Annotated in this window: 17 protein-coding genes; 3 read left to right on the top strand and 14 right to left on the bottom strand. The window is 67.1% G+C overall.

Annotated features, from left to right (window positions below; genetic code table 11):
• Positions 1–89 precede the first annotated feature (89 nt).
• The 6 genes from BMY35_RS30725 to tssJ form a co-directional block, all read right to left on the bottom strand.
• Positions 90–2,138: a serine/threonine protein kinase gene (locus BMY35_RS30725; protein ID WP_093206792.1), complete on the bottom strand. Its 2,049-nt coding sequence runs from the start codon at positions 2,136–2,138 to the stop codon at positions 90–92.
• A gap of 82 nt (positions 2,139–2,220) precedes the next feature.
• On the bottom strand, positions 2,221–2,934 hold the full coding sequence (gene tagF, locus BMY35_RS30720) for a type VI secretion system-associated protein TagF (RefSeq protein WP_093206791.1): 714 nt from the start codon (positions 2,932–2,934) through the stop codon (positions 2,221–2,223).
• Position 2,935: 1 nt separating this feature from the next.
• Positions 2,936–6,598 (bottom strand): type VI secretion system membrane subunit TssM, encoded by a 3,663-nt coding sequence (gene tssM, locus BMY35_RS30715; protein WP_093206790.1) that lies wholly within the window; start codon positions 6,596–6,598, stop codon positions 2,936–2,938.
• A complete protein-coding gene (locus tag BMY35_RS30710) occupies positions 6,598–8,010 on the bottom strand; it encodes a DotU family type VI secretion system protein (RefSeq protein ID WP_093206789.1) in 1,413 nt (470 codons plus the stop codon). The genes tssM and BMY35_RS30710 overlap by 1 nt, the downstream gene beginning before the upstream one ends.
• A gap of 8 nt (positions 8,011–8,018) precedes the next feature.
• The gene (tssK, locus tag BMY35_RS30705) at positions 8,019–9,314 is read right to left on the bottom strand and encodes a type VI secretion system baseplate subunit TssK (RefSeq protein WP_240652263.1); all 1,296 of its coding nucleotides are present in this window, start codon (positions 9,312–9,314) and stop codon (positions 8,019–8,021) included.
• Between the two features lie 256 nt (positions 9,315–9,570).
• Positions 9,571–10,089: a type VI secretion system lipoprotein TssJ gene (tssJ, locus tag BMY35_RS30700; RefSeq protein WP_093206787.1), complete on the bottom strand. Its 519-nt coding sequence runs from the start codon at positions 10,087–10,089 to the stop codon at positions 9,571–9,573.
• A gap of 237 nt (positions 10,090–10,326) precedes the next feature.
• On the opposite strand from tssJ, the gene BMY35_RS30695 reads away from it, so the two are divergent.
• The 3 genes from BMY35_RS30695 to BMY35_RS30685 are packed head-to-tail and all read left to right on the top strand — an operon-like array spanning position 10,327 to position 13,574.
• On the top strand, positions 10,327–10,626 hold the full coding sequence (locus BMY35_RS30695) for a TssQ family T6SS-associated lipoprotein (RefSeq protein ID WP_240651356.1): 300 nt from the start codon (positions 10,327–10,329) through the stop codon (positions 10,624–10,626).
• Positions 10,627–10,684: 58 nt separating this feature from the next.
• Positions 10,685–12,766, top strand: a complete 2,082-nt coding sequence (tagH, locus tag BMY35_RS30690; protein ID WP_093206785.1) for a type VI secretion system-associated FHA domain protein TagH — start codon at positions 10,685–10,687, stop codon at positions 12,764–12,766.
• Positions 12,759–13,574 (top strand): PP2C family protein-serine/threonine phosphatase, encoded by an 816-nt coding sequence (locus BMY35_RS30685; RefSeq protein ID WP_093206784.1) that lies wholly within the window; start codon positions 12,759–12,761, stop codon positions 13,572–13,574. The genes tagH and BMY35_RS30685 overlap by 8 nt, the downstream gene beginning before the upstream one ends.
• Positions 13,575–13,584: 10 nt before the next feature.
• On the opposite strand, the gene BMY35_RS30680 is transcribed toward BMY35_RS30685, so the two are convergent.
• The 8 genes from BMY35_RS30680 to BMY35_RS30645 form a co-directional block, all read right to left on the bottom strand.
• Entirely contained in the window at positions 13,585–13,968 is a 384-nt protein-coding gene (locus BMY35_RS30680) for a DUF4150 domain-containing protein (protein ID WP_093206783.1), read from the bottom strand.
• Between the two features lie 44 nt (positions 13,969–14,012).
• Positions 14,013–14,714: a DUF3540 domain-containing protein gene (locus tag BMY35_RS30675; RefSeq protein ID WP_177213749.1), complete on the bottom strand. Its 702-nt coding sequence runs from the start codon at positions 14,712–14,714 to the stop codon at positions 14,013–14,015.
• Positions 14,711–15,796: a pentapeptide repeat-containing protein gene (locus BMY35_RS30670; RefSeq protein WP_256230063.1), complete on the bottom strand. Its 1,086-nt coding sequence runs from the start codon at positions 15,794–15,796 to the stop codon at positions 14,711–14,713. Before BMY35_RS30670 ends, BMY35_RS30675 begins: the two co-directional genes overlap by 4 nt.
• A complete protein-coding gene (locus BMY35_RS30665) occupies positions 15,793–18,459 on the bottom strand; it encodes a DUF2169 family type VI secretion system accessory protein (RefSeq protein ID WP_093206781.1) in 2,667 nt (888 codons plus the stop codon). The genes BMY35_RS30670 and BMY35_RS30665 overlap by 4 nt, the downstream gene beginning before the upstream one ends.
• The gene (locus tag BMY35_RS30660) at positions 18,459–18,893 is read right to left on the bottom strand and encodes a hypothetical protein (protein WP_093206780.1); all 435 of its coding nucleotides are present in this window, start codon (positions 18,891–18,893) and stop codon (positions 18,459–18,461) included. The genes BMY35_RS30665 and BMY35_RS30660 overlap by 1 nt, the downstream gene beginning before the upstream one ends.
• A 49-nt stretch (positions 18,894–18,942) precedes the next feature.
• Complete coding sequence (locus tag BMY35_RS30655; protein WP_093206779.1) at positions 18,943–21,270, bottom strand: type VI secretion system Vgr family protein; 2,328 nt, start codon at positions 21,268–21,270, stop codon at positions 18,943–18,945.
• 39 nt (positions 21,271–21,309) lie between these two features.
• A complete protein-coding gene (locus BMY35_RS30650) occupies positions 21,310–23,643 on the bottom strand; it encodes a type VI secretion system Vgr family protein (RefSeq protein WP_093206778.1) in 2,334 nt (777 codons plus the stop codon).
• An 84-nt stretch (positions 23,644–23,727) separates the two neighbouring features.
• Positions 23,728–26,070: a type VI secretion system Vgr family protein gene (locus BMY35_RS30645; RefSeq protein WP_093206777.1), complete on the bottom strand. Its 2,343-nt coding sequence runs from the start codon at positions 26,068–26,070 to the stop codon at positions 23,728–23,730.
• Positions 26,071–26,082: the final 12 nt, after the last annotated feature.

Below are 26,082 nucleotides of genomic sequence, written 5' to 3'. Positions count from 1 at the left end.
CGAACGGGAGGCTCATTCTTCGGGCACTGCATGGCATTGCGCCATCCCGCAAAAGCAGGAGGCGAACTACGGCCGAAGGCCTACGAGGCTTACTTGAACTCGTGGCTGACCACGGGCGCCGACTTGCTGTCCTGCACCGTCACGCGCTGCCGGTACACCTCGAGGTCGCCGTTGCGCACCTCGATGTTGTAGATGCCGGGGCGCAGCGACAGCGACTTCAGCGGCGGGCTCACGCCGCGATCGGCACCGTCGACGAACACCTGGCCCCAGGGCCGGACGTTGAACATGATGCGGCCCATGCCGGGCGACGCCGTGGGCGTGGCAGGAGGCGTCGTGGCGCCGGGAGTGCCCGGCGTCGCGCCCGCCACGGTCGTGGTGCCGGGCGGCTGCGTTCCGGGCGCGACGGGCACCGAGGGCGGCGAGACCCGGTTGATCTCCGCGATGGCGGCCCGCGCCTCGCGCGCATGCAGCCCGCGACGATAGCGGCGCAGGTAGGCCTCGTAGCCTTCGCGCGTGTTCTCGCTTTGCGCGAGGTTCCAGTCTTCCGCCTCGGCGGTGGCAAGGGCAGACTCGGGCGGCGTGGCAGGAGTGGCCGGCGTCGCGGGCGTGGCCGGCGGATTCACCGGAACGGCCTCCAGCGGCGCCAGCGGCCCTGTGGCGGTGGCGGGCGCGCTGGCAGCCGCGGCAGGCGGCTGTGCGGCACCGCCCGCCACGGCGGGCGGCACGCCGTCGGTGGCGGGAGGCGTCGGGGGCATCGCCGCCGGCGGCGCGGTGTTGGTCGACATCGGCTCGGCCGGGGGCGGCACCGGCACCATCGCGGTCTTGGAAGGCTCCTGCGGCTGCATGCCCGATGTCAGGCGCAGGCCGATCCAGGCCCCGACCGCGACCAGCGCGATCAACAGCACGCCCACCATGCCCCATGGCGGGCGCTTGAGCTTGGTCTTCTGCGCGGGCGCGGCCTTGTGGGACTGCGGCTGTGCCTGGGGCTTGGCGCGACTGCCTTGCGCTTGCTCTTCCTGCGCGGCACGCGGCGAGGGTGCGGGCGTCGGCGCGCGCACGGGTTCGGGCATGGCCACAGGCACCGGCTCCAGCGGTGCCGGCGCGGACACCGGCGAAAACTGCTGCGGCGTCAGCTGCGGAGGCGGCGGCGTGGCCGACACGGGCGCGGTGGGAATGATCACCGTCGGCACGCCCATGCCGCTCACGTAGATGTCGCCCAGCTTCACCAGCCCCAGTTCGGCGGCGAAGGCGGCCACGGTCTGCGTGCGGTCCTTGCTGTGCACGGCCAGCGTGTGGTCGATGGCGGCGCAGAAGGCCGGGCTCAGGTCGTCGCGGCCCATGGACGACAGCGGCACGTACGCGTCCTGCACGCTGCGCACCACGGCCGAGGGCGGCGGATGGCCGGTGACCGCGCGGTACAGCACCGCGCCCAGCGCGTACAGGTCGGTCCATGCGCCCTGCAGCAGCGTGTTGTCGTCGGCGTACTGTTCGATGGGCGAATAGCCCGACTTCACCATCACCGCCACCTCGTCGACGAGGTCGGCGATCGACTTGCGCGCCGCGCCGAAGTCGAGCAGCACCGGCAGGTCGTCCTGCTGGATGAAGATGTTGTCGGGCGCGATGTCGCGGTGGAAGCACTGGCTGCGGTGCAGCGTCTCGAGCGCGCCGAGCAGCGGCCCGAGCATGCCCAGCAGCCATTGCTCGGTGATCCTGCCGGGCTCGTCTTCCGCCAGGCGGCGCAGCGTGCGGCCCTTGTAGAGCTGGATCGCCATGTAGGCGGTGGAGTTCGCCTCCCAGAAGCGATGCACCCGCACCAGTGCCGGGTGGCTGAACTGCGCGAGCGTGCGCGCCTCGTTGATGAAGCTGCGCAGGCCCGCCTGGAAGGTGGCCGTGAGCCGCTCGGAACGCACGTGCACGCTGTTGTCGCCCACGCGGCGCGCGAGCATCGAGGGCATGTATTCCTTGATCGCCACCTCGCGCTGCAGCGAGTGGTCGTAGGCGCGGTAGACGATGCCGAAGCCGCCCTCGCCGATCACCTCGAGCAGCTCGAACTCGTCGAGCCTGTGGTTCACGCCCAGCGGATGCGGGCGCTCCTCCTGCGTGTCTGCCGGCGGGCTTCCGATGCCTTGCGTCGTCATGCTTCTTTTCCTCCTGCGGGACGGTCGCCTCCATGACCCACACGGCCCCCCCGGACCCTGTGGCCGACCTGGCTCTTCTTGTTCATGCCCATGGCACATGCCCTTGCGAAAACAACTTGGAAAACAGCGGTGTGTTGAGCCCGCCGCCATGGGCGGCGGTGCGCAACGGCGATCCGTCGGCCTGGTTGGTCCACCAGTAGCTGGTGCTGCCGAAGGGGTCGAAGCACAGTGGAAGCTCCGGCCAGCCCAGTTGCTGCTTGGCGCTGGCGCCTCCGGCCGTAGGCCCGAGGATCGAAAGGATGTCGTCCGAGCCGCCGCTGGCGGTCTGGAAGCCGGCACGGCCCGCGGCCAGCACCTGGCTGTCGAACTGGTCGGGCGCCACGCCGTGGCGGATGGCCTGCAGCATCGCGGTGCCGCACTGCCAGTACCACGCGGCCGAGCCCTCGAGCACCGAGGGGCGATAGTTGCGCGCGGCCACCTGCAGCGTGATACACACGGGGTAGTAGCGGCCCACGCGGTCGCAGCTGGGCGCGATGCATCCGAACTGCACGGCATCGACGCCCTGCGTGGCGGGAATCGCGAAGTTCCACACGGGCGCCACCGCGTAGTGCCGCGTCATCGCGTCGGGCCAGCGCTTGAAGCTGCCCAGGCCGTTCTGCATCCAGCGGTCCCACCAGGCCTGCAGCTCGCGCGGCATGCGGCGGTAGAGGAAGTCGCCGGCAGCCGGCAGCTTGCCGTACCAGCCGATCTGCTCGTCGACGGGCACCCAGGCCTGCGGGGGAATGCTGCTGTTCATTTCAGGATTTCCCGGGGCACGAGAAGCTGTTCATCTGCGACAGGCGCAGCGGGTTGTAGACGCTGTTGGCCGTGACCGCGAGCACCACCTTCTTGCCCTGCAGGTCGAAGCTGGCGTTGAACGATTCGGGCGAGCTGCCCGCGGAGATGGAGGCCTTGTCGAACAGCCGGTGCAGCGCCCACGGGCCTTCGGTCACGATGCCGCCGGCCGGCGTGCCGTTGGCGGTGGTCACCTGCAGGCGCACCTGGTTGCTGTTGCGCGGACCCGGCCACTTGATGGTGCTGGGCGCCTGCGGGCCGTGCGCGTAGCGCACCGTCTGGCCGTCGACGTCGAGCGTGAACTGCGTGAGGGCCGCGTCCATGTCCTCGGGGCGGATGTCGATGGTGAACGAGGGCGTGCGTCCGCCCGCCATGCCCGAGAAGAACACGTCGCGGATGGCCTGCGCCTTCTGGAACGAATCGAGGTAGGCCGAACGGCCGGTGGCGCTGCCGTCCACGCCGCGCTTGAAGGTCCACGGATTGACCGAGGTGTCGACCTGCGTGACGAGGTTCTTCTGGAAGAAGTCGTCCATCATCCCGCCCGGCGCGAACAGCTGCGCGAAGTCGCCCGAGGCCACGTCGCGGTTCGATCCGCGCGTGAACGGATAGCGCCCGGAGATCGCCTGGTTGCAGAACGAGCCGATGCTCGCCGCCGCGCTCTGCCCGATGTTCTGCCGCGTCACCGCCGCCGCCTTCGACGAGGCGGTGGTCGACAGGTCGTTCAGCATGCCCTGGAACGGCACCGGCAGGCGCCCCGCCTCGGCCTGCACCTTGGTGACGGCGTCGCTGGTCGGCGGGATGTTGCCGCTGCGCAGCGCGGTGTCGGTGGCGGTGAGGAAGTTGTAGAGCTCGTTGATGAGCGCGGCCGTCGCGTCGATGGGCGCCTGGCCGCCCTGCTTGGGCGCGGTGACCATGCGGCGCAGCGGCTCGAAGTGGTTGTCCACCAGCGACTCGGGGCGGTCGACCCGCGTATTGCGGCGCTGGCTGCCGTCGGGCTGGCCGATGAGCTGCTCGATGCGCTCGCGCGTGCTCTGCACGCGGTTCTGCGCCTGGTCGAGCAGGCTGCGCGCGGCCTCGTCGTGGTTGCGCAGCAGGTCGGTCTCGCGCGCGGCGCCGCGGATGATGCGCGACATCGGAGACTCGGCGGTGGAGAGCACGCGCGTCATCTGGATGCTCTGCAGCAGCGAGCGGCTGTCGGCCAGGCGGATGTCGACGAGGTAGTCGTCCCACACCTTGATGTAGTCGGTGAGGTAGAGCCTGCGCACCTCGCGCAGCAGCAGCTCGCGCGAGGTGATGTCGGCGATGCCGGGCGCGCGGATCTGCAGCACCCAGCGGTCCTCCTGCTCGAGCGACAGCGCGGTCTCGGCCATGCGCTTGTCGAAGATGTCCCAGTAGCCGCGGTAGGTGAAGAGCGTGGGAATGCCGTCGGTCAGCGGCTTGCCGCTCGCGCGGCGGATGACCAGCGCCGACTCGGCGCCACCCGCCTCGGCGATGGTGAAGGCATTGGGCTGGCTGGTCTGCAGCAGGATGCGGCGCAGCCGCGCGTAGGAGCGCTGCGCCAGCGGCACGCCGGCCAGGCGCTCGCGCGTCTGCGTGATGAGCCTGTCGTCCTTGGCGAAGGGCGAGGCCACCACGCGGCCGGCGAACAGCGCCTTCAGGTGCGACTCGAGGTTGGCGCGCTGCTCGCGCGTGAGCGAGGCGCCGATCTTGCGATCGACGTCGGTGAGCAGCCAGGCCTGCAGGAAGTCGGCGTCGTAGCGCTCGGCGTCGTACAGCATGAGGTAGGCCTTGAGCGCCTCGTAGCTGTATTCGGCGTCGTTCTTCGCGGCCTCGCGCAGCGACTGCTCCACGCGCTGCGCGGCCTGCGGCAGCAGCACCGTCTCGAGCGCGCGCTGGTACACGCCGTCGGTCGCCGCCTGCAGCTTCTCGCCCTGGTAGAGGCCGAAGCGGTAGGAGGTGGGCGGATCGCCGATGTCGAAATGGCTGGACTTCGGCAGGTCGCGCAGCTTGTCGAGAACGAGCAGCGAACTGGCGATGTCGCCGCTGGTGTCGACCACCGTGGGCAGCTCGCCGCGCGCGGCGGCCTTGTTGAAGGCCTTGGCGTTGGTGTCGACCTCGGCCACGTAGTCCTTGTTGTTGCGCCAGCTGTTCACGCAGGCGCCGAGGAACAGCACGAGCAGAACGCCGATCACGCTGTAGCCCGCGATGTCGATGGCCCGCTTGCGGCGGTACCAGCGCAGGTTGGTGCCGGCCACGCCCGCGTCGCGGAAGATCACCTGCTGCAGCAGCTCCTTCAGGAAGTAGCTCTTGCCCGGGCCCGGCGGCGGCGCCGGCGGCGCATTGACCTGAAGGTAGCGCTTGATGGCGCCCATCACGCGGTCGAAGGCCGTGCCCTCCTGCGTGCCGCTGGTGAAGTACACGCCGCGCAGCATCGAGGCGGCCTCGAACTTCGAGGGATTGAAAACGTCGGCCAGGAAGGTGCCGAGGATGTCCTCGAAGCTCGCGAACTGCTGCGGCAGCAGGTAGGCCTGCGCGCGGCGCATCGGATCGGACTCGGCCGCCAGCAGCTCGGGCAGGCGTTCGTCCAGGCGCTGGTGCAGCAGCTTGTATTCCTGGTGGAAGCGCTCGCGCAGGTCGCCGCCCACGGGTGCAGCCGCACCCTTGCCGGCCTTCTTGTTCGCCGGGTTGCCCTGGATCGGGAAGGTGAAGCCCCACACCTGCTGCCGCTCCGTGCGGCCCAGCGAGCCGAAGTATTCGTTGAAGCCGGCCAGCAGGTCGGTCTTGGTGACCAGCACGTACACCGGGAAGTCGATGCCCAGGTCGTTGCGCAACTCCAGCAGCCGCTTGCGCAGCGCCATCGCGTGGCGCGCGCGCTGGGCGTCGTCGGCCAGCGGCAGGTCTGCGATGCTGATGGTGAGGATCGCGCCGTTGATCGGCTGGCGCGGGCGGAACTTCTTCAGCAGATCGATGAAGCCCTTCCACTCGCCCTCGTCGGTCTCGCGGTTGCTCTCGTGCGTGGTGTAGCGGCCGGCCGTGTCGATCAGCACCGCCTCGTTGGTGAACCACCAGTCGCAGTTGCGCGTGCCGCCGATGCCGCGCACCGCTGCCTTGCCGAGCTGGTCGGCCAGCGGGAAGTCGAGGTCGGAGTTGACCAGCGCAGTGGTCTTGCCCGAGCCCGGCGCGCCGATGAAGATGTACCAGGGCAGCTGGTACAGGTACTGCCGGTCGAACAGCGAGAAACGGCTCGCGGGCTTGCCGTCGGCATCCGCGCCGAAGCGCATGTTCTTCAGGATGTTGGTGGCGTCGGCGAAGCCGCTCTGCAGCTCCTTGATTTCAGGTGCGTCCTCGGGCCGTGCCTCCTTTTCCTGCTTGGAGGGCGTGCGCAGCTGGTTGAGCAGCTGCGCGTTGAGCCGGCGTTCGCGCCACTTGCGGTAGATGACGCGCACGATCCAGATCGTGAACATCAGCACGATGACCACGATGCGAACGATCTCGTCCTCGAGCGGGCGATAGCGGCCCACCGCGATGGCCGGGCCGATGACCCAGATCAGGAAGGCGAGCGCGACGAGGCCGAGGAAGACCCAGAGGTCGCGGCTGATGAGAAAACGGAAGATGGCGCGCAGCATCAGCGGTTGCCTCCGGGCTGCCGTGCGGGAGCAGGAGCGACGAGCGGAGCGGGAGCCACGGGCGCGCCGGCTCCCGGCGCCACCAGCAGCGTCACCTCGACGCGGCGGTTGCGCGCGCGGTTGGCGGCGGAATCGTTGGGCACGAGCGGGTCGGCATCGCCGCGGCCTTCGGCGCGCAGGCGTTCGGGTCGCGCAATGCGCGTGGCGATCATCTTCTTCACCGCGTCGGCGCGGGCCTGCGAGAGTTGCCAGTTGGAGGGAAAGCGCACGCTGCGGATGGGTTGGTCGTCGCTGAAGCCGCTGACCAGCACGTTGCCTTCGACTGAGTTGAGCGCATCGGCCACGCGCACCAGCACCGGTGCATAACGGTCGAGCACGCGGTCGGAGCCCGAGGCGAACAGGCCGTCGCCGCGCAGCACCACGACACTGCGGTCTGCCTCGTCGCGCACGGTCAGCAGGCCTTCGCGGATCTCGGGTTCGAGGAAGCGCTGAAGCCGCGGCACAGGCGCGGGCATGACGACGGCACGCTCCGCCTGCGGCAGGCGCACCGCGTTGACGGCCGCGAAGGCTCCGTCGGAGTGGCCCGCGAGATTGAAGGTGAGGAACGCGAACACGGCCACCAGCAGCACCGCCGCCACCGCGCCCACCGCCCACACGGGCAGCCAGTTGCGCGCGCGGCGCACCGGCGCGCTGCCGTCCTGCCAATGCGGCGAGAGCGGCACGGGGATCTCGCCGCGCGCCTGCCGGATGATCTGCAGCAGCCGCTGCTTGAGCGTCTCGAGCTGCGTGCGGCCGTTGTCGATGACGCGGAAGCGCCCTTCGAAGCCCATCGCCAGGCAGAAGTAGATGAGCTCGATCAGGTGCAGGTGCTGCTGCGGGTTCTGCACCAGGCGCGACAGGAGCTGGAAGAACTTCTCCCCGCCCCATGTCTCGTTGTGGAACATCACCAGCAGGCTCTGCGACGACCAGATGCTGCCGCCCCACGGCGTGAGCGCCGCGGCCTCGTCGACCGCGGTGCACAGGCAGTAGCGCGCGCCGATGATGACTTCGGGCGAGATGCCCGCCTGCTGCGCGCGCGTCTCGAAGCGGCGCACCTCGTCGACGAGGTGCTCGCGCAGCTGCGACGGCGCGGGATGGTGGCCGGTGGCGCGGATCTGCGGGATCAGGTCGAGCAGCGGGTTGGCCGCCGCCACCAGCGGGTTGTTGCCCGCGAGCGCCGAGTCGCCCGCGTGCGGGCGCCGCGCGTCATGCCACGCAGTGAAGGACTCGGGCTGCGCACCCAGGCCGCCGCCCATCGCCCCGCCGCGCGACGCATGCTGCATGCCGCCCGCGTCGCCGCTGGCGTTGCCGCCGCCCGGGTTCGGAGGCACGAAGCCTCCCGGGCCGACGGCCATGTCGTTGACACCGTTCATAGAGTCCCTCACGGACGGATGGCCCAGAACTCCATGGCCAGACCGGGAAAGTCACCGGCCAGGTGCATTGCCACGCCGCCCGATTTTTCGAGCTGGCGCCACATGTCGCCGCTCTTGTCCAGTTCGAAGTAGTGATAGCCCGCGTTGTACGGAATCTGCCGCGGCGCGACCGGCAGCGGACGCACCACCACGCCCGGCAGTTGCAGCTGCACGAGGTCGCGGATGCGCTCGACCGAGCCGATCTTCACCTGCGTGGGGAAGCGCTGCTGGATCGCGTCGGCCGGCAGGTCGGCATGCACCGCGAGCACGAAGCCCGCGTTGCGCACCAGCACCGGGTCGGGCATGCGGCCCACGCGCACGCCGTGGCTGCGCTCTTCCAGCTCGATGGCGATCGCGCTCTGCTCGAGCACCGCCGACAGCGAGCGCCGCAACTCTTCGAGCAGCGGACGGATGCATTCGTTGAGGTTGTCGTGGTCGTACACCGGCCACAGCACCGGACGGCGCGTGGGCGATGTGTGCGTGGCCAGGTGGCAGGCCAGCTTGAGCCAGTCGACGAAGAGTTCCTCGGGGTGCACCTGCACCGCCTGCTGCGCATGCCACGTGAGCGCGAGATAACGGTTGACCAGTTCGAGCAGAAGGAAGTCGGAGACTTCGCTCACGCCGCCGCGGCCCGGTTGCGACAGCCGCGAGGCCAATGCCTCGGAGCGCTGCGTGAGCAGGCCGTGCAGCTCCGCGATCATGCTGCGCAGCATGGCGTGCGCGGAGGCGTCGAGCACGGGCGGGATGTAGTTGGCGTCGACCACCAGCTTGTGATCGGTGCGCCGCTCGATCACGCGCACCGCGCCGATGGCCTGCCATTCGGCAGTGAGCGAAGAAGCGCGCGCAAGCCGCAGGCGAGGCGCGGCAAGCTGCAGCACGGCGGGGCCGAGCGCGACGGCGTTGCCGTCGTTCACTTCGCGCTCGATCACGCCGAAGCGCGCGGCGGAGCCTTCGTCTTCGGAGAAGATGACTTCCTCGCTGCCGGGCCTGCGTAACGGCAGCGCCAGAACTATGAGTTCGTCGGTGAGATCGTTCGGTACTTCATAAGGAAGCGGCGCGTCTTCCGCGCCGAACGAGAAGGGCGTGCCGTCGGGCATCACGCCCGCGCCGCCGAGCAGCGACACGCGACCCAGCGCGTAGGCATCGCGGTCGATGTCCAGGTGCAGCCAGCCCCAGTAGGCGCCTTGCAGGCCTGCGGTGCGCCGGGTCACGTACTGCTCGACATAGCGTTCCATTTGCTGGAAGTGCTGCGGTCGCAGGTACATGCCCTCGGACCACACAACGCGATTCGCCAATGCCTGCGGATGGGCGCCGTTCTTTGCGGCGCCCGGATTGCGAACTGTCACCAAAAAGACCTCCTGGGGAGTGCTCACGCCGGAGCGGGAGATGCGCTTATGTGCGGCCTCCCGGTCCACTTGTTTTGTTCTCGATGCTACACGTCGCGTCTTACGTTTTGCACCGCATTTCGCTTATGAATTTCTCGCACTTTGGTACTAGCGAATCAGTACCTTCGGTCCAAAGTTAACGACTTGGTAGCAGCTCTATGCCAGTCTTGCGCACAGCGACATGCACGGCCTGCTCGCTCGGCGAGAACTGCCACACCTTGTATAGGTTGGTTTGCTTGGGCTCCTTCAGCGGCAGCACGATGCGCCAGCGAGCGGCTTCCAGCTTGCGATAGCCGGCGATGATGCCGATGGCGCGCGAATCGAGACCGGCCTCGCGCTTGAACACGCGCTCTTCTCCGCTGCGCATGATGGCCTGGTCGGCATTGACCAGTTCGGTGCTCAGCGTTTCACGGTCACGGTCTTGTAGTGCAAAGTAGTCTGCCGTCTCGAAGTTACCGGAAGATTTCAATTCGAAGACCTTCACGAGGATGGGCGCGGCCTGTCCTCGTCCGTCGGGATTGACGCCGTCGTCGATCCTGATGGTGACGGCATAGGGAGTGGGCATGGACTTGGCCGTCGATGCGCATCCACTGATGAGGCCCGCAAACAACGGTGTGGTTGCAAGTGCGCCTTGTAGCAAGCTTCGTCGATGCATTGAAATCTCCCGAGGGTTCGCGGCTTATATTATCGAAGTCATGCGCCCTTACGATGGCGCATCGCGTGCATGTCGCAACACAGCGGCACACTATCTCAAGCATTGCCTTTTGCAAGGTAGGAGAGAAGATTGAAGTCATGTCTGCCTGCTCTGGCGTTCGCTCTTATCGTGGTCTCGGGTTGCACGACCACTCCGCCGCCGGAGCCCGCGCCGCAACCCGAACGACTGAGCCAGCAAGTGGCGCGCACCACGCTCGAGAAGGCGCAGCAAGCTTATGACGAAGGCGACTATGCCAAGGCCCTCAGCACGCTCAAGAGCGGCGGCGTCTCGGTGTTCGAAGCCGCGGAGCCTTCCACGCGCCTCGACGCGATGAAGCTCGAGGCCTTCAGCTACTGCGTGGCCAACCAGATCGCCGAGTGCCGCCTGCAGTTCCGCAAGATCCTCGATGCGTTCCCGACCTTCGAACTCAACGTGGCGGAGCGCAAGCACCCGGTATGGGGCCCCGCGTTCGAGGCCGCCAAGCGAATGAAGCGCTGATGAAGAGCATCGCGGCCGCACGGGCGCCGCGTCGCGAGAAGACCAACACGGAGAAGCCATGCGTTGGACAGTGATCGAACACGCGGGCAGGCCGGTGGCCACGGGCCCTTCGGCATTGCTTGCCGCACCCGGAGGAACGATCGGACGCAGCCCCGACAACAACCTCGTGCTGCCCGACGAGCAGCGGCAGATCTCGCGCCTGCAGGCCACCGTGCGCTACGACGACGACGGCGTGGCGGTACTGCGCAACATGAGCGCGGTGCTGCCCATCAGCGTGAACGGAAAACCGCTCGTGCACGAGCAGGAAGCGCGCGTGGGCGACGGCGACCGCGTTGCGATCGGCAGCTATGTGCTGGAGGCCTCGAGCGCGCTGCGCGCCGCGCCGGTTGCCGCACCGGCGATGGCTGCGATGCCACCTCCTCCACCTGCGCCCGTGCCTCCTCCTGCCTTCGCGCCTTCGCCGGTGCCCGCGCAGTTCGCGCCGCCGCCGATGGCCGCGCCGATGTCTGCCGGCCCCATCGATGCGCTGCTGCCTTCCTCCGGCTCGTCCGACGTGTTTTCCGACCTGTTCGGCGAGGGCGCGCTGCCCATCGGCGACACGCAGCCCACGGTGGCGATGCCATCGCCGCGACAGGCAACGCCGCCGGTGCCGCCACCGACGGCATTCGTGCCGGCGCCATCGCCGGCATCGACACCGGCACCGAGCGAGGCTTTCGCTTCGCCCTTTCCCGTTCAGCAGCAGTACCAGCAGCCGCCAGCACCTCCTCCGCTGCAGCCGCAGAGGCCGAGCCCGAACACGGCCTCGTCGCAGATGCCTTCGGCCGCGGACTGGGACGCCATCCTCGCCAACGCGCCGCGCCGCATCGACAGCACGCCCGAGCCGATGCCCGACCCGATGGCGCACGAGCCCTTCGAGCTGCCCTCGCAGGCACGCCGCAATCCGGTCGACCCGCTCGCCGAGCTGAACCCCGGCGCCGCCAACGACATGTCGGACATGGCGCTGAAGCGCGGCGTCGATCCGCTGTCCTTCTTCGCATCCGACGAGAGCGCGCATTCGCCTCTTTCCGATCCACGCCCCACGGCGCTGACCCACACCGATCCGCTGCTGCCTGGCGACACGCATCCGGCGGTCGACCTGCTGCAGAACAACAGGCCGGCCGTGCAGGGCTACAGCCACTCGAACCATGCGCGCGAAGTGGCGGCGCAGTTCCGTCCGCCGAATCCGGTGGCGATGCCGGCGCCTGCGCCGACGCCCGCACCGGCACCCATGCCTGTCGTCGAGCCGCCGAGAGCAGAGGCACCGCCTCCGCCCGCACCGGTTCCACCACCTCCCCCGCCGCCCCCTCCTCCCGCACCACCGCCACCGCCAGCGCCAGCGCCAGCCCCCGTTGTGCAGGAGATCACGCCCGAGCCGCCGCCCGTCGTAGCAGCAGCGCCTGCCCCGGTGGCAGCGCCCGTCGCAACGGCGGTTGCGTCGACGACAACGGCGACGGCAGCACCGCAGCCTGAAACAGCGGCAATCGCACCGCCATCGTCGTCGGAAGCCCTTTTCAGGGCCTTCCTCGAAGGCGCCGGCGTACCCGAGGTCGCCGGCCAGCAGCCGCTGGACATCGAGGCCATGCAACGACTCGGCCGCATCATGCGCGCCTTCACCGACGGCACGATCGAGCTGCTGTCCTCGCGCGCCATGCTCAAGCGCGAGGTGCGCGCAGAGATCACGATGATCGTGGACGAGGAGAACAACCCGTTCAAGATCCTGCCCAACGGTCGCGCCGTCTTGATGCAGATGTTCGGCGCACGCATGCCCGGCTTTCTGCCGCCCGAGGCCGCCGTGCACGACGCGCTCGGCGACCTGCAGTCGCACCAGCTCGGCATGGTCGCCGGCATGCGCGCGGCGCTGCTCACGCTGCTCAAGCGCTTCGACCCCGCAGCACTCAGCCGCGAGACTCCGCACGATGGCAGCCTGGGCGAGAAGCTGTTGCCCGGCGGCCGCGAAGCGCGCCTGTGGCGCCAGCTGCAGCAGCTGCACACCGAGACCACCGCGGCCGTCGAGGACGACTTCCAGGCCGTCTTCGGCCGCGCCTTCCAGCAGGCCTACGACAAGGAAATGGAACGGCTGAAGGAGGCGCGCCGTGCTTGAAGCCACACGCTCTTCGTCCTCATTCACCGTGCCGATCTCGACCTCGCAGTTCTCCTGCGTCGGCGAGCGCAGCGGCAACCAGGACGCCATCGGCTACCACCTCGACGAGCGCAACGGCTGCTTCGTGGTGAGCGACGGCGTGGGCGGCAACGCGGGCGGCGAGCTGGCCTCGCGCATCGCGGTCGACACCGCGCTCGATACCTTCGTCATCGCGCCTTCGCTGGACGCCGGGAACATCCAGCGCTGCGTGAAGGCCGCGAACGACGCCATCCTCGCGAAGCAGCGCGAGCTGACCGAACAGAGCCGCATGAGCGCGACCTTCGTGTCGCTGTTCGTCGACCGCATCACGAACCAGGCCTGCTGGGCGCACGTGGGCGACAGCCGCCTCTACTGGTTCCGCCGCGGTGCGCTGATGCAGCGCACGGAGGATCACAGTCTTTCGGAGCGCTCTGGCGATGCTGCAGCGAGCCACCAGAACGGCGGCGAGCGTCTGGTGAAGACCAATCTGCTGTATCGCGCACTAGGTGCGCGTGCGACGGCCGAGGCGACCATCACCGCGCCGCAGCGGCTGGCCGATGGCGATGCATTCTTGCTGTGCACCGATGGGCTCTGGCAGCTGATCTCGCAGCAGGTGATGGAGCGGTCACTGCAGTTGGCCGACAGCGCCGAGGAATGGTTGGCGCTGATCCGTCGCGCGGCTGAAGCCAAGGCCGATGACTCGCAGGACAACTACTCGGCGCTGGCGGTGTGGGTGGGGTTTCCGCAGCAGGTGACGCTGGCGGGGGCGGCGTCACCGCGCAACGGCTGATACCCGCGCCTCAAGCCGCCAGCACGAGGATCTTGGGTTGGCTAGGCACGATGCGCATGCCGAAGGCGTTGCCGCCGTTCTGGCGCGTGAGGCTGGTCACGCGTGTCTGCGGCGAACCCTTGATGCGCAGCGTGAAGGCTCCGATGGTGTGTCGCGACTCCGACATCACGCGCGGCATCACGACGCCCAGGCCCACGCCGGCGTTGTCGCCGTTGGTCAGCGGCGTGGTGGTCGCGAGGTTGTGCGCAGGCGTGCACAGGTAGAGGATGTTCCAGGCCTTCGGGATAGCGGTGCATCCCAGCGCAAAGTTCGGCCACGGGATCGGAACAATTGGCGATTTGCAGACATCGGGAAAGGCAATGTCGACGCCCATGAGCTGGCAATTGGCAAACATGCGGATTCTCCTTTGCGGGTTTCTTGCGGCTTTCCGGAATGCGGTCAGCCCATGTGGATCTGCTTGGCGTCGGCCTTGACGAGGTCTCGCGCTGTGATCACGGTGTTCTTGCCGTGCAGCCGTGTCATCTCGCTCGCGCGGTAGTCGATCTGTCCAGCCTGCACCTGGTCGATGCCTTCGGTCATGCGGAAGGCGCTTTTGCTCAGCTGCACCAGGCGGTCCACCACGACCTCGTAGACCCGCCCGATCACCCGCATGCTGAACACTGTCGCCCGGGCTTCCTCGCCGCTGTAGTCCAGCCGCCCGATGCGGCAGCGGGCCTCGTCCGCGTCGATCTCGAGCTGCGGCCCCCTCAGCGTGGTTCCCTGGCGCGCCCGCAAGTTCAGCTGCGTGGCGCTTTCCATGCTGACCGCTCCGCGGACCGAGGCGAGCATCAGGTCGCCCTCGACTTCGACGCGCGCCACGCCGGGCTGGGCCTGCTCGGCCACCGCCGTGAGATAGAGGCGGCGTTCGTCGGGACCGTTGACCAGCACCGTGTCGCCGATTTCCGGACGCAGCAGGCAGCTGGCGGCGCGCAGGCAGCGCAGCACACGGCCATCGCTCTCGACGCTGTAGATGCCGCCCGGCAGCACCGAGGCGACCACGCCCAGCGCGTTGACCACTCCGCCCGGCGCAGCCGCCGGCTGCGCGCCCTCGACGGCCGCCGCGGCAGGCCTTTGTGTTGTTCTCAGCGAAGCGACTGTCATGAGGAACCTCGATTCGTCGTCAATGGGTCGAAGCGGCGGCGCGCGGAGAACTCCTCGGCGGCGAAGAGCTCGGGCTCGTTCGCCAGCAGGCCGCCCCGATCGGGAATGCGCGTGCCCTCGAGCAACGCGCGGTGCACCTTGGTTCGCATCAGCGTAGCACCACGGAAGTCGGCATCGTGCAGGTCGGCGTAGGAGAAATCCGCATATGTGAGCCGGGCCTCCGTGAAGCGGGCCTCGCCGCAACGCGCGCGATGAAAGATGCATTGCTCCAGGTCGGCCGAAGAGAAGTCGGCCCTCTCAAGCTGCGCATCGATCCAGATGCTCTGCGTGAAAACGCCGGCTACGCACGCTCCGTCCGCGAACTGCACGAACGGGAACAGGCATTGCGGCGCCTGGACGCGCCGAAGGCTGACCCCCTCCATCTGCGCGCCCTTGAAGTTGCAGCGCGCAAGCGATGCACCTTCGAAATCGCAGTGACGAAGATCGGCATCGGTGAACTGGCATGACTCGAAGCGCAGTCCGCTCATCACCTGCCCCGACAAGTCGCACTCGGTGAAGATCGCCTTGTCGAAGTCACATCCGGCGAACATCGCGGTGCGCAGGTCGGCTTGGTAGAAGGTCGCCTTCGGTAGCGAGGTGCCCGTGAAATCGGTGCGATCGAGCGTGCAACCGTAGAAGATCAACGATTCCGACACCGCACCGCGGAAGGATGCGCCGTCGAGCGTGCAGTGATCGAAGCTGGCGACGCCGGCATCCACGCGCTGCATGCTCGCACCCGACAGGTCCGAGCGATGGAACGTCACGTCCCGGAGCACGGCATCGTCCAGAAGAGCACCAGGAGCCTCGCAGGCATTGAAGACACAGTCGGCTAGGTGGGCGGACCTCAGGGCTGCGCCCTCCAACCTGCATTCGTCGAACACGCTCCCCTCCAGGTTCGCGCCCTCCAAGTCGACGCCAGTGAAATCGCTGTGCGCGAACAATCCACCGGAGAGGTCGAGCCCGCGCAGGTCCAGACCACGCAATGACCGCTCCCTGATTTCCTGTCCGCCCTTGACCATGGCCTGCAATCGCGTGGGTGTCATGCGGTCTTCTCTTCGGGCTTGCGCCGTGGCACCGTCTTGACCTGCTCGGTGTAGGCCTCGTCGAAGCGGGTCGTGTCGTCGATCAAGCACTGCCCGAGGTCGGCCTGGAATAGGTTGGCGCGCAGGAAGTCGGCCGATACCAGCACGGCCTTGTCGAGGTTCGCAGCAATGAGGTTGATGTCGACCAGCGAAGCCGCAGTGAGATCGGTGCGCACGAACATGCAGTTCACGGCGTCAGCACGGTGCAGTACGGCACCGCGCATCGACGCATTCGAGAAGTCGCTGTTGTCCAGCTTCGCCTGCGTGAAGTCGGCTTCGTCGAGCCGCGCGTCACGCAGGCTGCAGTCGACCAGCGCGGCATTGCGGAAGCAGGCATGCCGCAGCACCGCGTCGCCCACGAAGCAGGTGCTGTCGATCCGTGCGGCCGAGAAATCGATGCCGCCGTCGCAGCGGGTGTCCGTCCAGTCGCAGGTTTCAAGCCGGGCGCCGGCGAAGCTCAGGTCCTGCACGGCGCATTCGATCCACGATGCCTTTTGCAGGCGCGCGCGGTCAAAGCGCACCACCCTCAATTCGGTGCCATCGTCGAAATCCACGGACGAGAGCCTGGCGTCCTCGAAGCTGCAGCCTTCCAGACGCGCCTGGCTCAGCACCAGGTTGTCCATGGCCGCTTCGGCGAAATCGCAGCCGCTCGCGCGGACCTGGTCGAGCGTGGTCCCGTCGAAGCGGGACCGGCTGAAGTCGGCCGATTCGGCCTGCACCAGCGCCATGTTGGCCTTGGCGAAGTTCGCCCCCTGAAGCGAAGTCCGCATGAACCTGGCGCGCACAAGCAGCGCCTGCGACATGTCGGCCTCGTCGAGGCAGCTGTCGGTGAAGTCCGCGCTTTCGAGCAGCGTCTCGTGCCAGCGCGTGCCGCGAAGGTCCATTCCGGAGAGATCGGCTCCTGTCAGGTCCATGCCGGAAAAATCGCGGGAGCCCGCCAGGATGGACGCGACCTGCTCGCGGACGCGCTGTGCCGCCTCCGAGGCCATGGGATCGGCGGCATCCTGGTATTGGGCCGTTCGCCGGTAGTTCGCGAGCAGCTTCTCGTCCGCCCCTTCGATCATGCGCTTCATCTGCGCCCTGGCTTCGGCAGTCATTGGGGTCGCACCGCCCGCATGGTTGTCGCCTGCCATCCGCTCGACGCGCGGCCACATGTCGAAACGCGGCGGGCCCTTGGGCTTCATAGAGGCCGCCTCGGCAACGAAGGTGGAGGTGTCGAAGCCGGCCTTTCGCGACTCGACCGCGTTGGCCTTCGCCGCGCGGTCGATTTCCTCGCGGGCCTCGTCGAGCTTGCGGCGTTGATCGGCGATCGACTGGCGCATCTTCGCAATGAAGGCGGGCAGCTCTCGCAGCGTGGGCAAGGCCGGATCCGCGGGCACGGCCCGCTCGTACTCGGAAGTGTCCACGCCGGCTGCGCGGGCCTTCGCGTCCAGTTCGGCGCTCAGCTGCTGCGCGCGTGCCTGCATGTTGCGCTTGAGCGGGCTCGGTGGCGGTATCGCCGCGTCGAGATCCGGCCAAGGGCCGATGATGCGCTCCGGTATCAGCTGCTCGTCGCGCATGAAGTAGAGCGCGCGGTCTTCGGATTCGCAGCGCGTGACCAGCGTCTCGCGATAACCTTCGAGCGGAAGTGGCGCCCCGGCGCCTTCCTCCAGCGCGACCATCGCATGGCTGATGTCTGCCGCGTCGTCCTCGGCGATCGGCGTCACGCCATGGAAGATCAGGGCCACGCGCTCGAGGTGCGGAAAGAACCATGCTGTCGTCGCGGTGAGTGGAAAGTCCTCCAGCACCGCGCCGTCCAGCGGGCGCGGATGATGCGCGCCGCGGACCACGAAGCCACGCACGCGCCAGTCGGGCAACCGCCCCGACAGCACAGGATGCGTGGGGTGCATGTTGACGACTTCGAAGGCCGCACCGGACAGGCCGCCGTCCGCCGGCGTGAGCCACTGGTCTTCGGGTGCGATATTGAAGTAGCGCCAGTCCATGTCGGAGGCATAGCCCGGAAACAGGTGCTGCTTCCAATGCTCGTCGTAATTGCGCCCGAGGCGCGCGGCCCTCGAAGGACGGGTTTCGTCCATGGCACCGAAACCCGCAGGGGCGCGGACGTCGTCCGGCCGGTTCAGGCGCTGCGTCGGCAGTTCGATGTTGGGAAGGCGTCGCGTACGCAGTCCGTTGACGACCTCGTCGCTCGTGCCGATGCCGAAAGGGTTTTCCGCATGGCCCGGTCCACCGAAGGCATGGCCCCAATCGATGGGCATCGCATCGAAGGGCTGCGGCGCGGTGGCCCGTCCGTCGAGCCAGAACCGATCGCCGGATACGTGCAGCGTCTTGCGCCGGCCCTGCACCTGCACCGACACAGCACACTGGGTCTTGTCCTGCTGGTGGTGCGTATAGGCATTGCCGGTAACGAGGAATTCGGGTCCGGCCTTGGGCATGCCCGCGTCGAACGCAAAATCACTGCCCAGTTCGGCGGCGAGGGTCTTCCACACCTCGGGCTCCGGCACCAGGCGCGCGTCGGCGGCAAGGCTGTCGGTCATGGCGATGGCCGTCATCGAGAGCCAGTGGCGCTGGTCCTTCGGAAAGGGGCGGGTGAGCATGCTGACGCGCAGCGGCTTGATGATCTTCATCAGTCGGTACTGGGTATCTCGAGTTGCGTGCGGTCGCGGTCGATCGCCACCTGGGGCGGCTTGTCATTCGAGTGGACTACATGGACCTTGCGGCCCGCGGTGAAGTTGGCGATCAGCTCGGTGTCGATGAAGGTGCGCACGTTGGCGTCGTGGCGCTGGCCGGCGGCGTCGCTGAATGTCAGCCGAAGCTCCGCGGCAGCCATGTCCGCCGCATGGCGTCCACGCTTGATGAGGCGGTCGGGCGGGCGCGCGATTCCGACGATCTCGGCCTCCGTGCGTCGCCCATGAGCACGCAGCTGCTCCCACAATTTCTCTTCGCCGCGGAAGCGCGAATTGGTGATCACGCTGCCGACGATGAGGACGGCGGCCAGCACGACGGCGGCCAGCGCCACGAGGTCGCCGACGCTCATGCCGAGAACGTCGGCCCACTGCACGTGAGAACTCCTTCGGTCTGCCGCTTTCCGGGGCCGGATCGCGCGCGTCTCATGTGTTGTTCTCCAGCCCGGTGCTGGTCGACTCGGTTCCGCCCGCGTTGGCTGTGACGACGCTCTTCTTCCTCTTCAGCGCTTTCAGCTTGGGCCTGTACTTGGCCTCCAGCCAGTTGACGCCGGAGATGTTCAAGAACAGGCTCTGGATCAGCCAGTTCACGCCAGAGAACTGCATCTTGTTGCCGTACCGGTCGAAACTCCAGGCATACGCGAGCGCCTGTCGCTTGGTGCCCTCCATCATCATTCTCTGCCACCAGTTGTCGGTGTCTCCCTTCATGACCTGGGTCGGGGTGTTGTAGGCGCTCACGGTTGCGTTGAGCTTGAAGTTCGTCACGTTGATCTCGGACGTGGTGCTGTTGTAGGTGATGTCCGGCGCGGTAACCGTCTTGGGCCCCGTGACCACAGTGTTGTCGGGGCCCAGCACGAGCTTGCCGTCGATGGCATTGACGATTTCCACTCGCCCCGCGCACGTGATTCGGATGTCGGCGCCGGTCACGAGGCGCAGCACCGCGCCGTTGACGGTCACGATCACGTCGCCGTTGACGGTCTCGTCGATGCCACCCGTGACGGTTCGCCGCTCGCCGCCGCTGATGGTCTCGATGGCGCCGCCGGTGATAGTGCGCGTCTCGCCATCAGACACGCGCTCGATCGCACCTCCCGTCACGGTGCGCGTCTCGCCGCCGTCGATGGTCTCCAGGGCACCCTCAGTGATATGGCGCTCTTCGCCGGACTCGAAGGTGGAAGACTCATGGCCCTTGATCAACGTGGTGCGAGTGCCGCCGGTGGTGTGGATCTCGTCGGCCTCGACCTCGGTGTCGAGGTTGCGCTGCGCATGCAGCAGCACCTGCTCGGCCCCCATCATGTCATCGAACACGATGGCGTTGGCATCCGCGGGCGAACCGCCGGGGGTCGAACGCGACACGATGCCGCTCTTCGTCGCTTCCGCCGGCAGGTCGAAGGGCGGCATGCGGTCGGTGTTGTAGAGGCGCCCGATCACAATGGGCCGGTCCACGCGTCCGCCGATGAAGTCGACCATCACTTCCTGACCCACGCGCGGCACGTGCACCGTGCCGAAGCCGTCCCCGGCCCAGGCTTGCGATACACGCACCCAGGCCGAGCTGTCCTGGTTGGACTGGCCCTGCCGGTCCCACCGGAACTGCAGCTTCACGCGACCATACTCGTCGGTCCAGATTTCCTGTCCGTCGGGGCCGACCACGGTAGCGGTCTGGGGGCCGGTGGCTCGCGGCATGGGTGTGCCGCGCGGCGCACGGAAGGGCAAGGCCGCGGGCTGTGCCACGAAACCGAAACTGTAGCGGCCCCGGCCCTCGGCGCTCGCATAGCCGGCCTCGCGGAGGTCGTACGAAACCGAGACCAGCAGGTATTCGCGGTTGTCGGCATCGCGCGGCGCGCCCCGCATGGTGAATCGCCAGCCGGGCGCCATGCCGCGCACGGTGGCATGGCCATCGCTTCGCTCCGACAGGGCCTGAACCTCCTCGAGGCGCACGCGTGCGTAGTGCTCGCCTTGGCCGGGCGCTGCGTAATCGCCCATCCACTCGTACATGTCGTGGCCATCCTGGCTCGCACCGATCGGCAGTTGCCGCGCGCTGAACATGTCGGCCTTGGGCATGGTGAAGTTGAAGTCGCCCACGGCGTAGCTGCCGGTGCGCAGCTCGGCGCTGGCCTGCCAGGCGTCGATGACCTCCAGATCGTCCTCCAAGGGGCGGTCGGCCGCAAAACAGTCGATGCAAGCGTAGTCGGGCAGTTCGTCGTGGCCGGAGATGTCGTCGGCAAGCACCAGCGTATGCTGGTTCTTCTCGTGCTTGAAGTAGTAGTAGATGCCTTCAAGCTCCATCAACCTGCTGACGAAGGCGAAGTCTGTCTCGTTGAACTGGGCACAGTAGTCCCAGGCACGGTAGTCCGCGCAGAGCCGGTTCTCGAACACGAAGCCGTAGGCATCCAGCACCTCGGCAATGATCTGTACCGCGCTCTTGCCTTGGAAGACGCGGCTGTTGCTGGTGCGGGTGAGGTACCACAGCCATGGGCGCACCACCGCGCGGTAGACCGTGTGGCGTGTCCTGCCGCCCTCGCGGCCGGCGACGGTGAAGCGCGCGACATGCCCGTGCAGGAAGCGCGGTGCGCCCGCGGTCCGTATCTCGAGTGCGAGCGGCTTGCCTAACAGGGACTTCGCACCGATCGAGGCATCGGTGCTCAGCAGTTCGACATCGAACTCGAAGAGCTGCGACAGCCCCTCGCTGCCGCGCATCGAGCGGAACAGCAGCTGGTCGTCACCCAGCGGGGTATGGGCGCGGACGATTCTGTCCATGGCGGCTTTCCTTTCCTGCGGCTTCGGCGGGTCGGCTCTTCACTTCCGGTTCGTGGCCTTGTTGAGGGTGAACTTGATTCCCCTCGGCTGCGCGATCTTCAATCCGAAGATATGACGTTCCTTCGTGAGGGTCTTCATCGCGATGGGCGCGTCGATGATGAACTGGAGCGACCAGTTCGCGAAGACGACGTTGAGCATGGTGTTGGCCACCGAGAGCTGAACCTTGGCGCCGTAGACGTCGGTCGCCCGGAGGAAGATCCGGAATCGCTTGTAGGTGATGCCGTTCCACAGCTTGTAGAGCCAGGACTGGTCCGCGGCATTGCTGGTCTGGCTCGGCGTATTAAACACCGATACGTTCGCGTTCAGCGTGTAGTTGGTGGTGTTGATGATGTAGTTGGTGGCGTTGTAGGTCATCGTCGGCGCGGACACGGTCTTGGTGCCGGTCACCGTTGTCAGATGCGGCCCGATCACTAGCTTGCCGTCGAGAGCATTGATGATCTCCAGCCGCCCGCTCCCCGTGATGCGGATGTCGGCACCCGTTACCAGCCGTACAACCGTACCGTTGACCATCAGCAGGACGTCGCCGTTGACGGTCTCGACGATGCCGCCGTTCACCGTGCGGGTCTCCCCCCCCGTGATCGTCTCGGTCGCGCCGCCCGTGATCGTGCGCTTCTCGCCGTCCGTCACCGTCTCCGTCGCGCCCCCAGTCACCGTGCGCTCCTCGCCACCGTCAATGGTCTCCACTGCCCCCGCCGTGATATGCCGCTCCTCGCCCGACTCGTAGGTCGCCGACTCGTGCCCCTTGATCAGCGTCGTGCGCGTCGCTCCCGTCGTGTGCGTCTCGTCCGCCTCTACTTCCGTGTCCAGGTTGCGCTCCGCATGCAGCAGGATCTGCTCCGCACCCATCGCATCCTCGAACACCAGCGCATTCGCGTTCGCCGGCGAACCGCCCTTGCTCGAGCGCGTCACCACCCCGCTCTTCGTCGCCTCGCCCGGCAGCGCGAACGGCGGCATCTGGTCGGCGTTGTACACGCGCCCCACGATCACCGGTCGGTCCACCCGACCGCCGATGAAGTCCACCACCACCTCCTGCCCGATGCGCGGCGTGAACACTCCCCCGAACCTCTCCCCCGCCCAGATGTGCGACACCCGAACGAAGCGCGAGCTGTTCTCGTTGCTCTGGCCATACCGGTCCCAGTGAAACTGCACCTTCACCCGACCGTATTCATCCGTCCAGATCTCCTCGCCTTCGGGCCCTACCACCGTCGCCGTCTGCGGTCCGCCCGTGCGCGGCAGCGGTGTCTGGCGCGGTGCGCGAAACGGCTTGTCCACCGGCTGCACGACAAAGTCGAAGTCGTAGTTGCCTTGCTGCGCACCGGTCGCATAGCCGCCTTCGCGCAGCACGTACGACACGGCGATCACGAGGTAATCCCGGTTGTCGTCGCCACGGGGTGCGTTGCGCAGGGCAAACGTGCCGCCTGGCGCCATGCCGCGCACCGTGGAGCGCCCCGCACCGCGCACCGCCAGCGATTGCGCCTCTTCCAGGCGCATGCGTGCATAGTGCTCGCCGTCGCCCGCGGAAGGGTAGTCGCCGAGCCATTCGTACATCTCGTGGTCGGCGTTGTCGTAGCCGCCAGGCTGGCTGCGCACGGTGATCAGATCGCCCTTGGGCGTGGTGAAGTTGTAGTCGTCCACCACGTAGCGCCCGCTTCGCAAGTCCTCGGCCGGCTGCCATTCGCGGATCACTTCCATGTCTTCGGTGATGTCACGGTCGATGGCGAAATGGTCGATGCAGTCGTAGTCGGGCAGCGGCTCGTGCGCGCTCTCGTCATCGGCGAGCACCAACGTATGCCGGCCGTTCTCATGCTTGAAGTAGTAGTAGATGCCCTCGAGCTCCATGAGTCGGCTCACGAAGGCGAAGTCGCTCTCGTTGTACTGTGCGCAATACTCCCACTGGCGGTAACTGCCGCAGAGCCTGTTCTCCAACGGAAAGCCGTAGCCGCCGAGCACTTCCTCGAGGATCTCCACCACTGTCCTGTTCTGGAAGATCTTGCAGTCGCTCGAACGCGTGAGGTACCACAACCACGGCCGCACCGAGGCCCGGTAGACGGTATGGCGCTCGGTACCGCCTTCGCGGCCGACGGCGGAGAACTGCACCACATGGCCATCCAGGAATCGCGGCTTCTGGCCGGCGGTGAGGATCTCCAGCGTCAACGGCTTGCCCAGCATCGACCTGAGATCGACCGTCGGATTCCGGCTCAGGAGATCCACCTCGAACTCGTACAGCTGCGACAGGCCCTCCGTTCCGCGCATCGAGCGGAACAGCAACTGGTCGTCCCCGAGAGGAGTGTGTGCGCGTACGACTCTGGCCATGAATGTGTCTCCTTGTGCTCTTTTCCTTCTCCTGCCCTTTTCCCGGAAGCCGACGAAGAGTTCTTCTTCGTCGCGTCCAACGCTTCAGTTACCGCGGACCCAGAACGCCCCGTAGGCCAAGCGCAGAGCGCCTTTCGACAGATGCTTGCCCACGATCTTCAGATCGGCGAACGCGATCTTCTTCTGCCAGATGTTCTCGTTGGAGTTGACCACCGCCATGTTGACGAAGATCCCGTTGAGCGAAGTGAAGGTCGTCACTGACAGCATTACCTTGATTGCGTAGATGTCGTAGGCCTGCGCCGTGAATTGGGACTTCTTCACCCATGACGCGTGATAGTTTTTCTCGCGCCAGTGGAAATGGTTGTCCGTATTCACCGTGTGGTCCGGCACGTTGTAGACGATCACATCGGCATTCAACGTGTAGTTGCTCGTGTTGAGCGTGTAGTTGGTGGCGTTGTGCACGATCGTGGGCGCGTCCACGATCTTGGGACCAGTGACGACGGTCGTGTCGGGGCCGAGGACGATCTTCGTGTCGACGGCATTGACGATCTCGATGCGCCCTCCGCCCACGATGCGGATATCCGAGCCGCTCACGAGCCGGATCGTGCTGCCGTTCACCGTCAGCTGCACGCTGCCGTTGACGGTCTCGACGATGCCGCCGTTCACCGTGCGGGTCTCCCCCCCCGTGATCGTCTCGGTCGCGCCGCCCGTGATCGTGCGCTTCTCGCCGTCCGTCACCGTCTCCGTCGCGCCCCCAGTCACCGTGCGCTCCTCGCCACCGTCAATGGTCTCCACTGCCCCCGCCGTGATATGCCGCTCCTCGCCCGACTCGTAGGTCGCCGACTCGTGCCCCTTGATCAGCGTCGTGCGCGTCGCTCCCGTCGTGTGCGTCTCGTCCGCCTCTACTTCCGTGTCCAGGTTGCGCTCCGCATGCAGCAGGATCTGCTCCGCACCCATCGCATCCTCGAACACCAGCGCATTCGCGTTCGCCGGCGAACCGCCCTTGCTCGAGCGCGTCACCACCCCGCTCTTCGTCGCCTCGCCCGGCAGCGCGAACGGCGGCATCTGGTCGGCGTTGTACACGCGCCCCACGATCACCGGTCGGTCCACCCGACCGCCGATGAAGTCCACCACCACCTCCTGCCCGATGCGCGGCGTGAACACTCCCCCGAACCTCTCCCCCGCCCAGATGTGCGACACCCGAACGAAGCGCGAGCTGTTCTCGTTGCTCTGGCCATACCGGTCCCAGTGAAACTGCACCTTCACCCGACCGTATTCATCCGTCCAGATCTCCTCGCCTTCGGGCCCTACCACCGTCGCCGTCTGCGGTCCGCCCGTGCGCGGCAGCGGTGTCTGGCGCGGTGCCCTGAACGGCAGCGCTGTAGGTTGCACCACGAAGTTGAAATCGTATTCACCCGGCTCAGCACCGCTCGCATAGCCGCCTTCGCGCAAGCCGTACGAAACGGCAACGACCAAGTGTTCCTGGTTGTCCTCTCCGCGCGGCGAATTGCGCATATTGAACCTGTAGCCTGGCGCCATGCCGCGTACGGTGGCATGGCCCGCACTGCGCTGCGCGAGGGCCTGTACTTCTTCCAGCCGCACGCGCGCGTAGTGCTCACCGTCGCCCGGCGACGGATAGTCGCCGAGCCATTCGTATATCTCGTGGTCGGCGTGGTCGTGCTGCCTCGGCTGGGCGCGCACGTTCGAAAGGTCGCCCTTCGGCGTGGTGAAGTTGAAGTCGTTGACGGTGTAGCTGCCCGAGCGGATCTCTTCGCTGGGCTGCCATTCGCGGATGACCTCCAGATCCTCGCTGATGTCTCGGTCTGCCGCGAAGTAGTCGACGGTCTCGTACCCCGGCGTCGGCTCGTGCGCACTGAGGTCGTCGGCCAGCACCAGCGTGTGCTGATTCCTGTCGTGCTTGAAGTAGTAGTAGATGCCTTCGAGTTCCATGAGACGGCTCACGAAGGCGAAGTCGCTCTCGTTGTACTGCACGCAGTACTCCCACTGCCGGTAGTTCTCGCAGAGCTTGTTCTCATAGGCGAAGCCGTAGTCGGAGAACACCTCCTCGATGACTTCGACCACCGACTTGTCCTGGAAGATCTTGTTGTCGCTCGAACGCGTCAGGTACCAGAGCCACGGGCGCACAGTGGCGCGGTAGACCGTGTGGCGCGAGGTGCCGCCCTCACGTCCTGCCGCCGCAAAACGCACTATCTGGCCATTGAGAAAGCGCGGTGAACCGGCCACGGCCGTCTGGATCTCGAGCACCAGCGGCTTGCCGAGCATCGACTTGAGGTCGATGCCGGCATCGGGACTCAGCAGGTCGACTTCAAACTCGAACAGCTGCGACAACCCCTCCGTCCCGCGCATCGAGCGAAACAGCAGCTGGCTTTCATCCAGCGGTGTGTGGGCTCGTACGACTCTGGCCATGGGGTTGTCTCC

The organism is Variovorax sp. YR750 (assembly GCF_900109805.1).
Lineage (GTDB): Bacteria > Pseudomonadota > Gammaproteobacteria > Burkholderiales > Burkholderiaceae_C > Variovorax > Variovorax gossypii.
The sequence above is the reverse complement of the archived record's forward strand: the minus strand, read 5'-3'. Positions and strand labels throughout refer to the sequence as shown.

Bases quoted from the DNA above. Each gene is read 5' to 3' on its own strand.
- BMY35_RS30670 (WP_256230063.1), bottom strand. From the start codon at position 15,796: ATGACACCCACGCGATTGCAGGCCATGGTCAAGGGCGGACAGGAAATC.
- tssM (WP_093206790.1), bottom strand. From the start codon at position 6,598: ATGCTGCGCGCCATCTTCCGTTTTCTCATCAGCCGCGACCTCTGGGTC.
- BMY35_RS30710 (WP_093206789.1), bottom strand. From the start codon at position 8,010: ATGAACGGTGTCAACGACATGGCCGTCGGCCCGGGAGGCTTCGTGCCT.
- tssJ (WP_093206787.1), bottom strand. From the start codon at position 10,089: ATGCATCGACGAAGCTTGCTACAAGGCGCACTTGCAACCACACCGTTG.
- tagF (WP_093206791.1), bottom strand. From the start codon at position 2,934: ATGAACAGCAGCATTCCCCCGCAGGCCTGGGTGCCCGTCGACGAGCAG.
- BMY35_RS30725 (WP_093206792.1), bottom strand. From the start codon at position 2,138: ATGACGACGCAAGGCATCGGAAGCCCGCCGGCAGACACGCAGGAGGAG.
- BMY35_RS30675 (WP_177213749.1), bottom strand. From the start codon at position 14,714: ATGACAGTCGCTTCGCTGAGAACAACACAAAGGCCTGCCGCGGCGGCC.
- BMY35_RS30655 (WP_093206779.1), bottom strand. From the start codon at position 21,270: ATGGACAGAATCGTCCGCGCCCATACCCCGCTGGGTGACGACCAGCTG.
- BMY35_RS30645 (WP_093206777.1), bottom strand. From the start codon at position 26,070: ATGGCCAGAGTCGTACGAGCCCACACACCGCTGGATGAAAGCCAGCTG.
- BMY35_RS30650 (WP_093206778.1), bottom strand. From the start codon at position 23,643: ATGGCCAGAGTCGTACGCGCACACACTCCTCTCGGGGACGACCAGTTG.
- tagH (WP_093206785.1), top strand. From the start codon at position 10,685: ATGCGTTGGACAGTGATCGAACACGCGGGCAGGCCGGTGGCCACGGGC.
- BMY35_RS30680 (WP_093206783.1), bottom strand. From the start codon at position 13,968: ATGTTTGCCAATTGCCAGCTCATGGGCGTCGACATTGCCTTTCCCGAT.
- BMY35_RS30665 (WP_093206781.1), bottom strand. From the start codon at position 18,459: ATGAAGATCATCAAGCCGCTGCGCGTCAGCATGCTCACCCGCCCCTTT.
- tssK (WP_240652263.1), bottom strand. From the start codon at position 9,314: ATGTACCTGCGACCGCAGCACTTCCAGCAAATGGAACGCTATGTCGAG.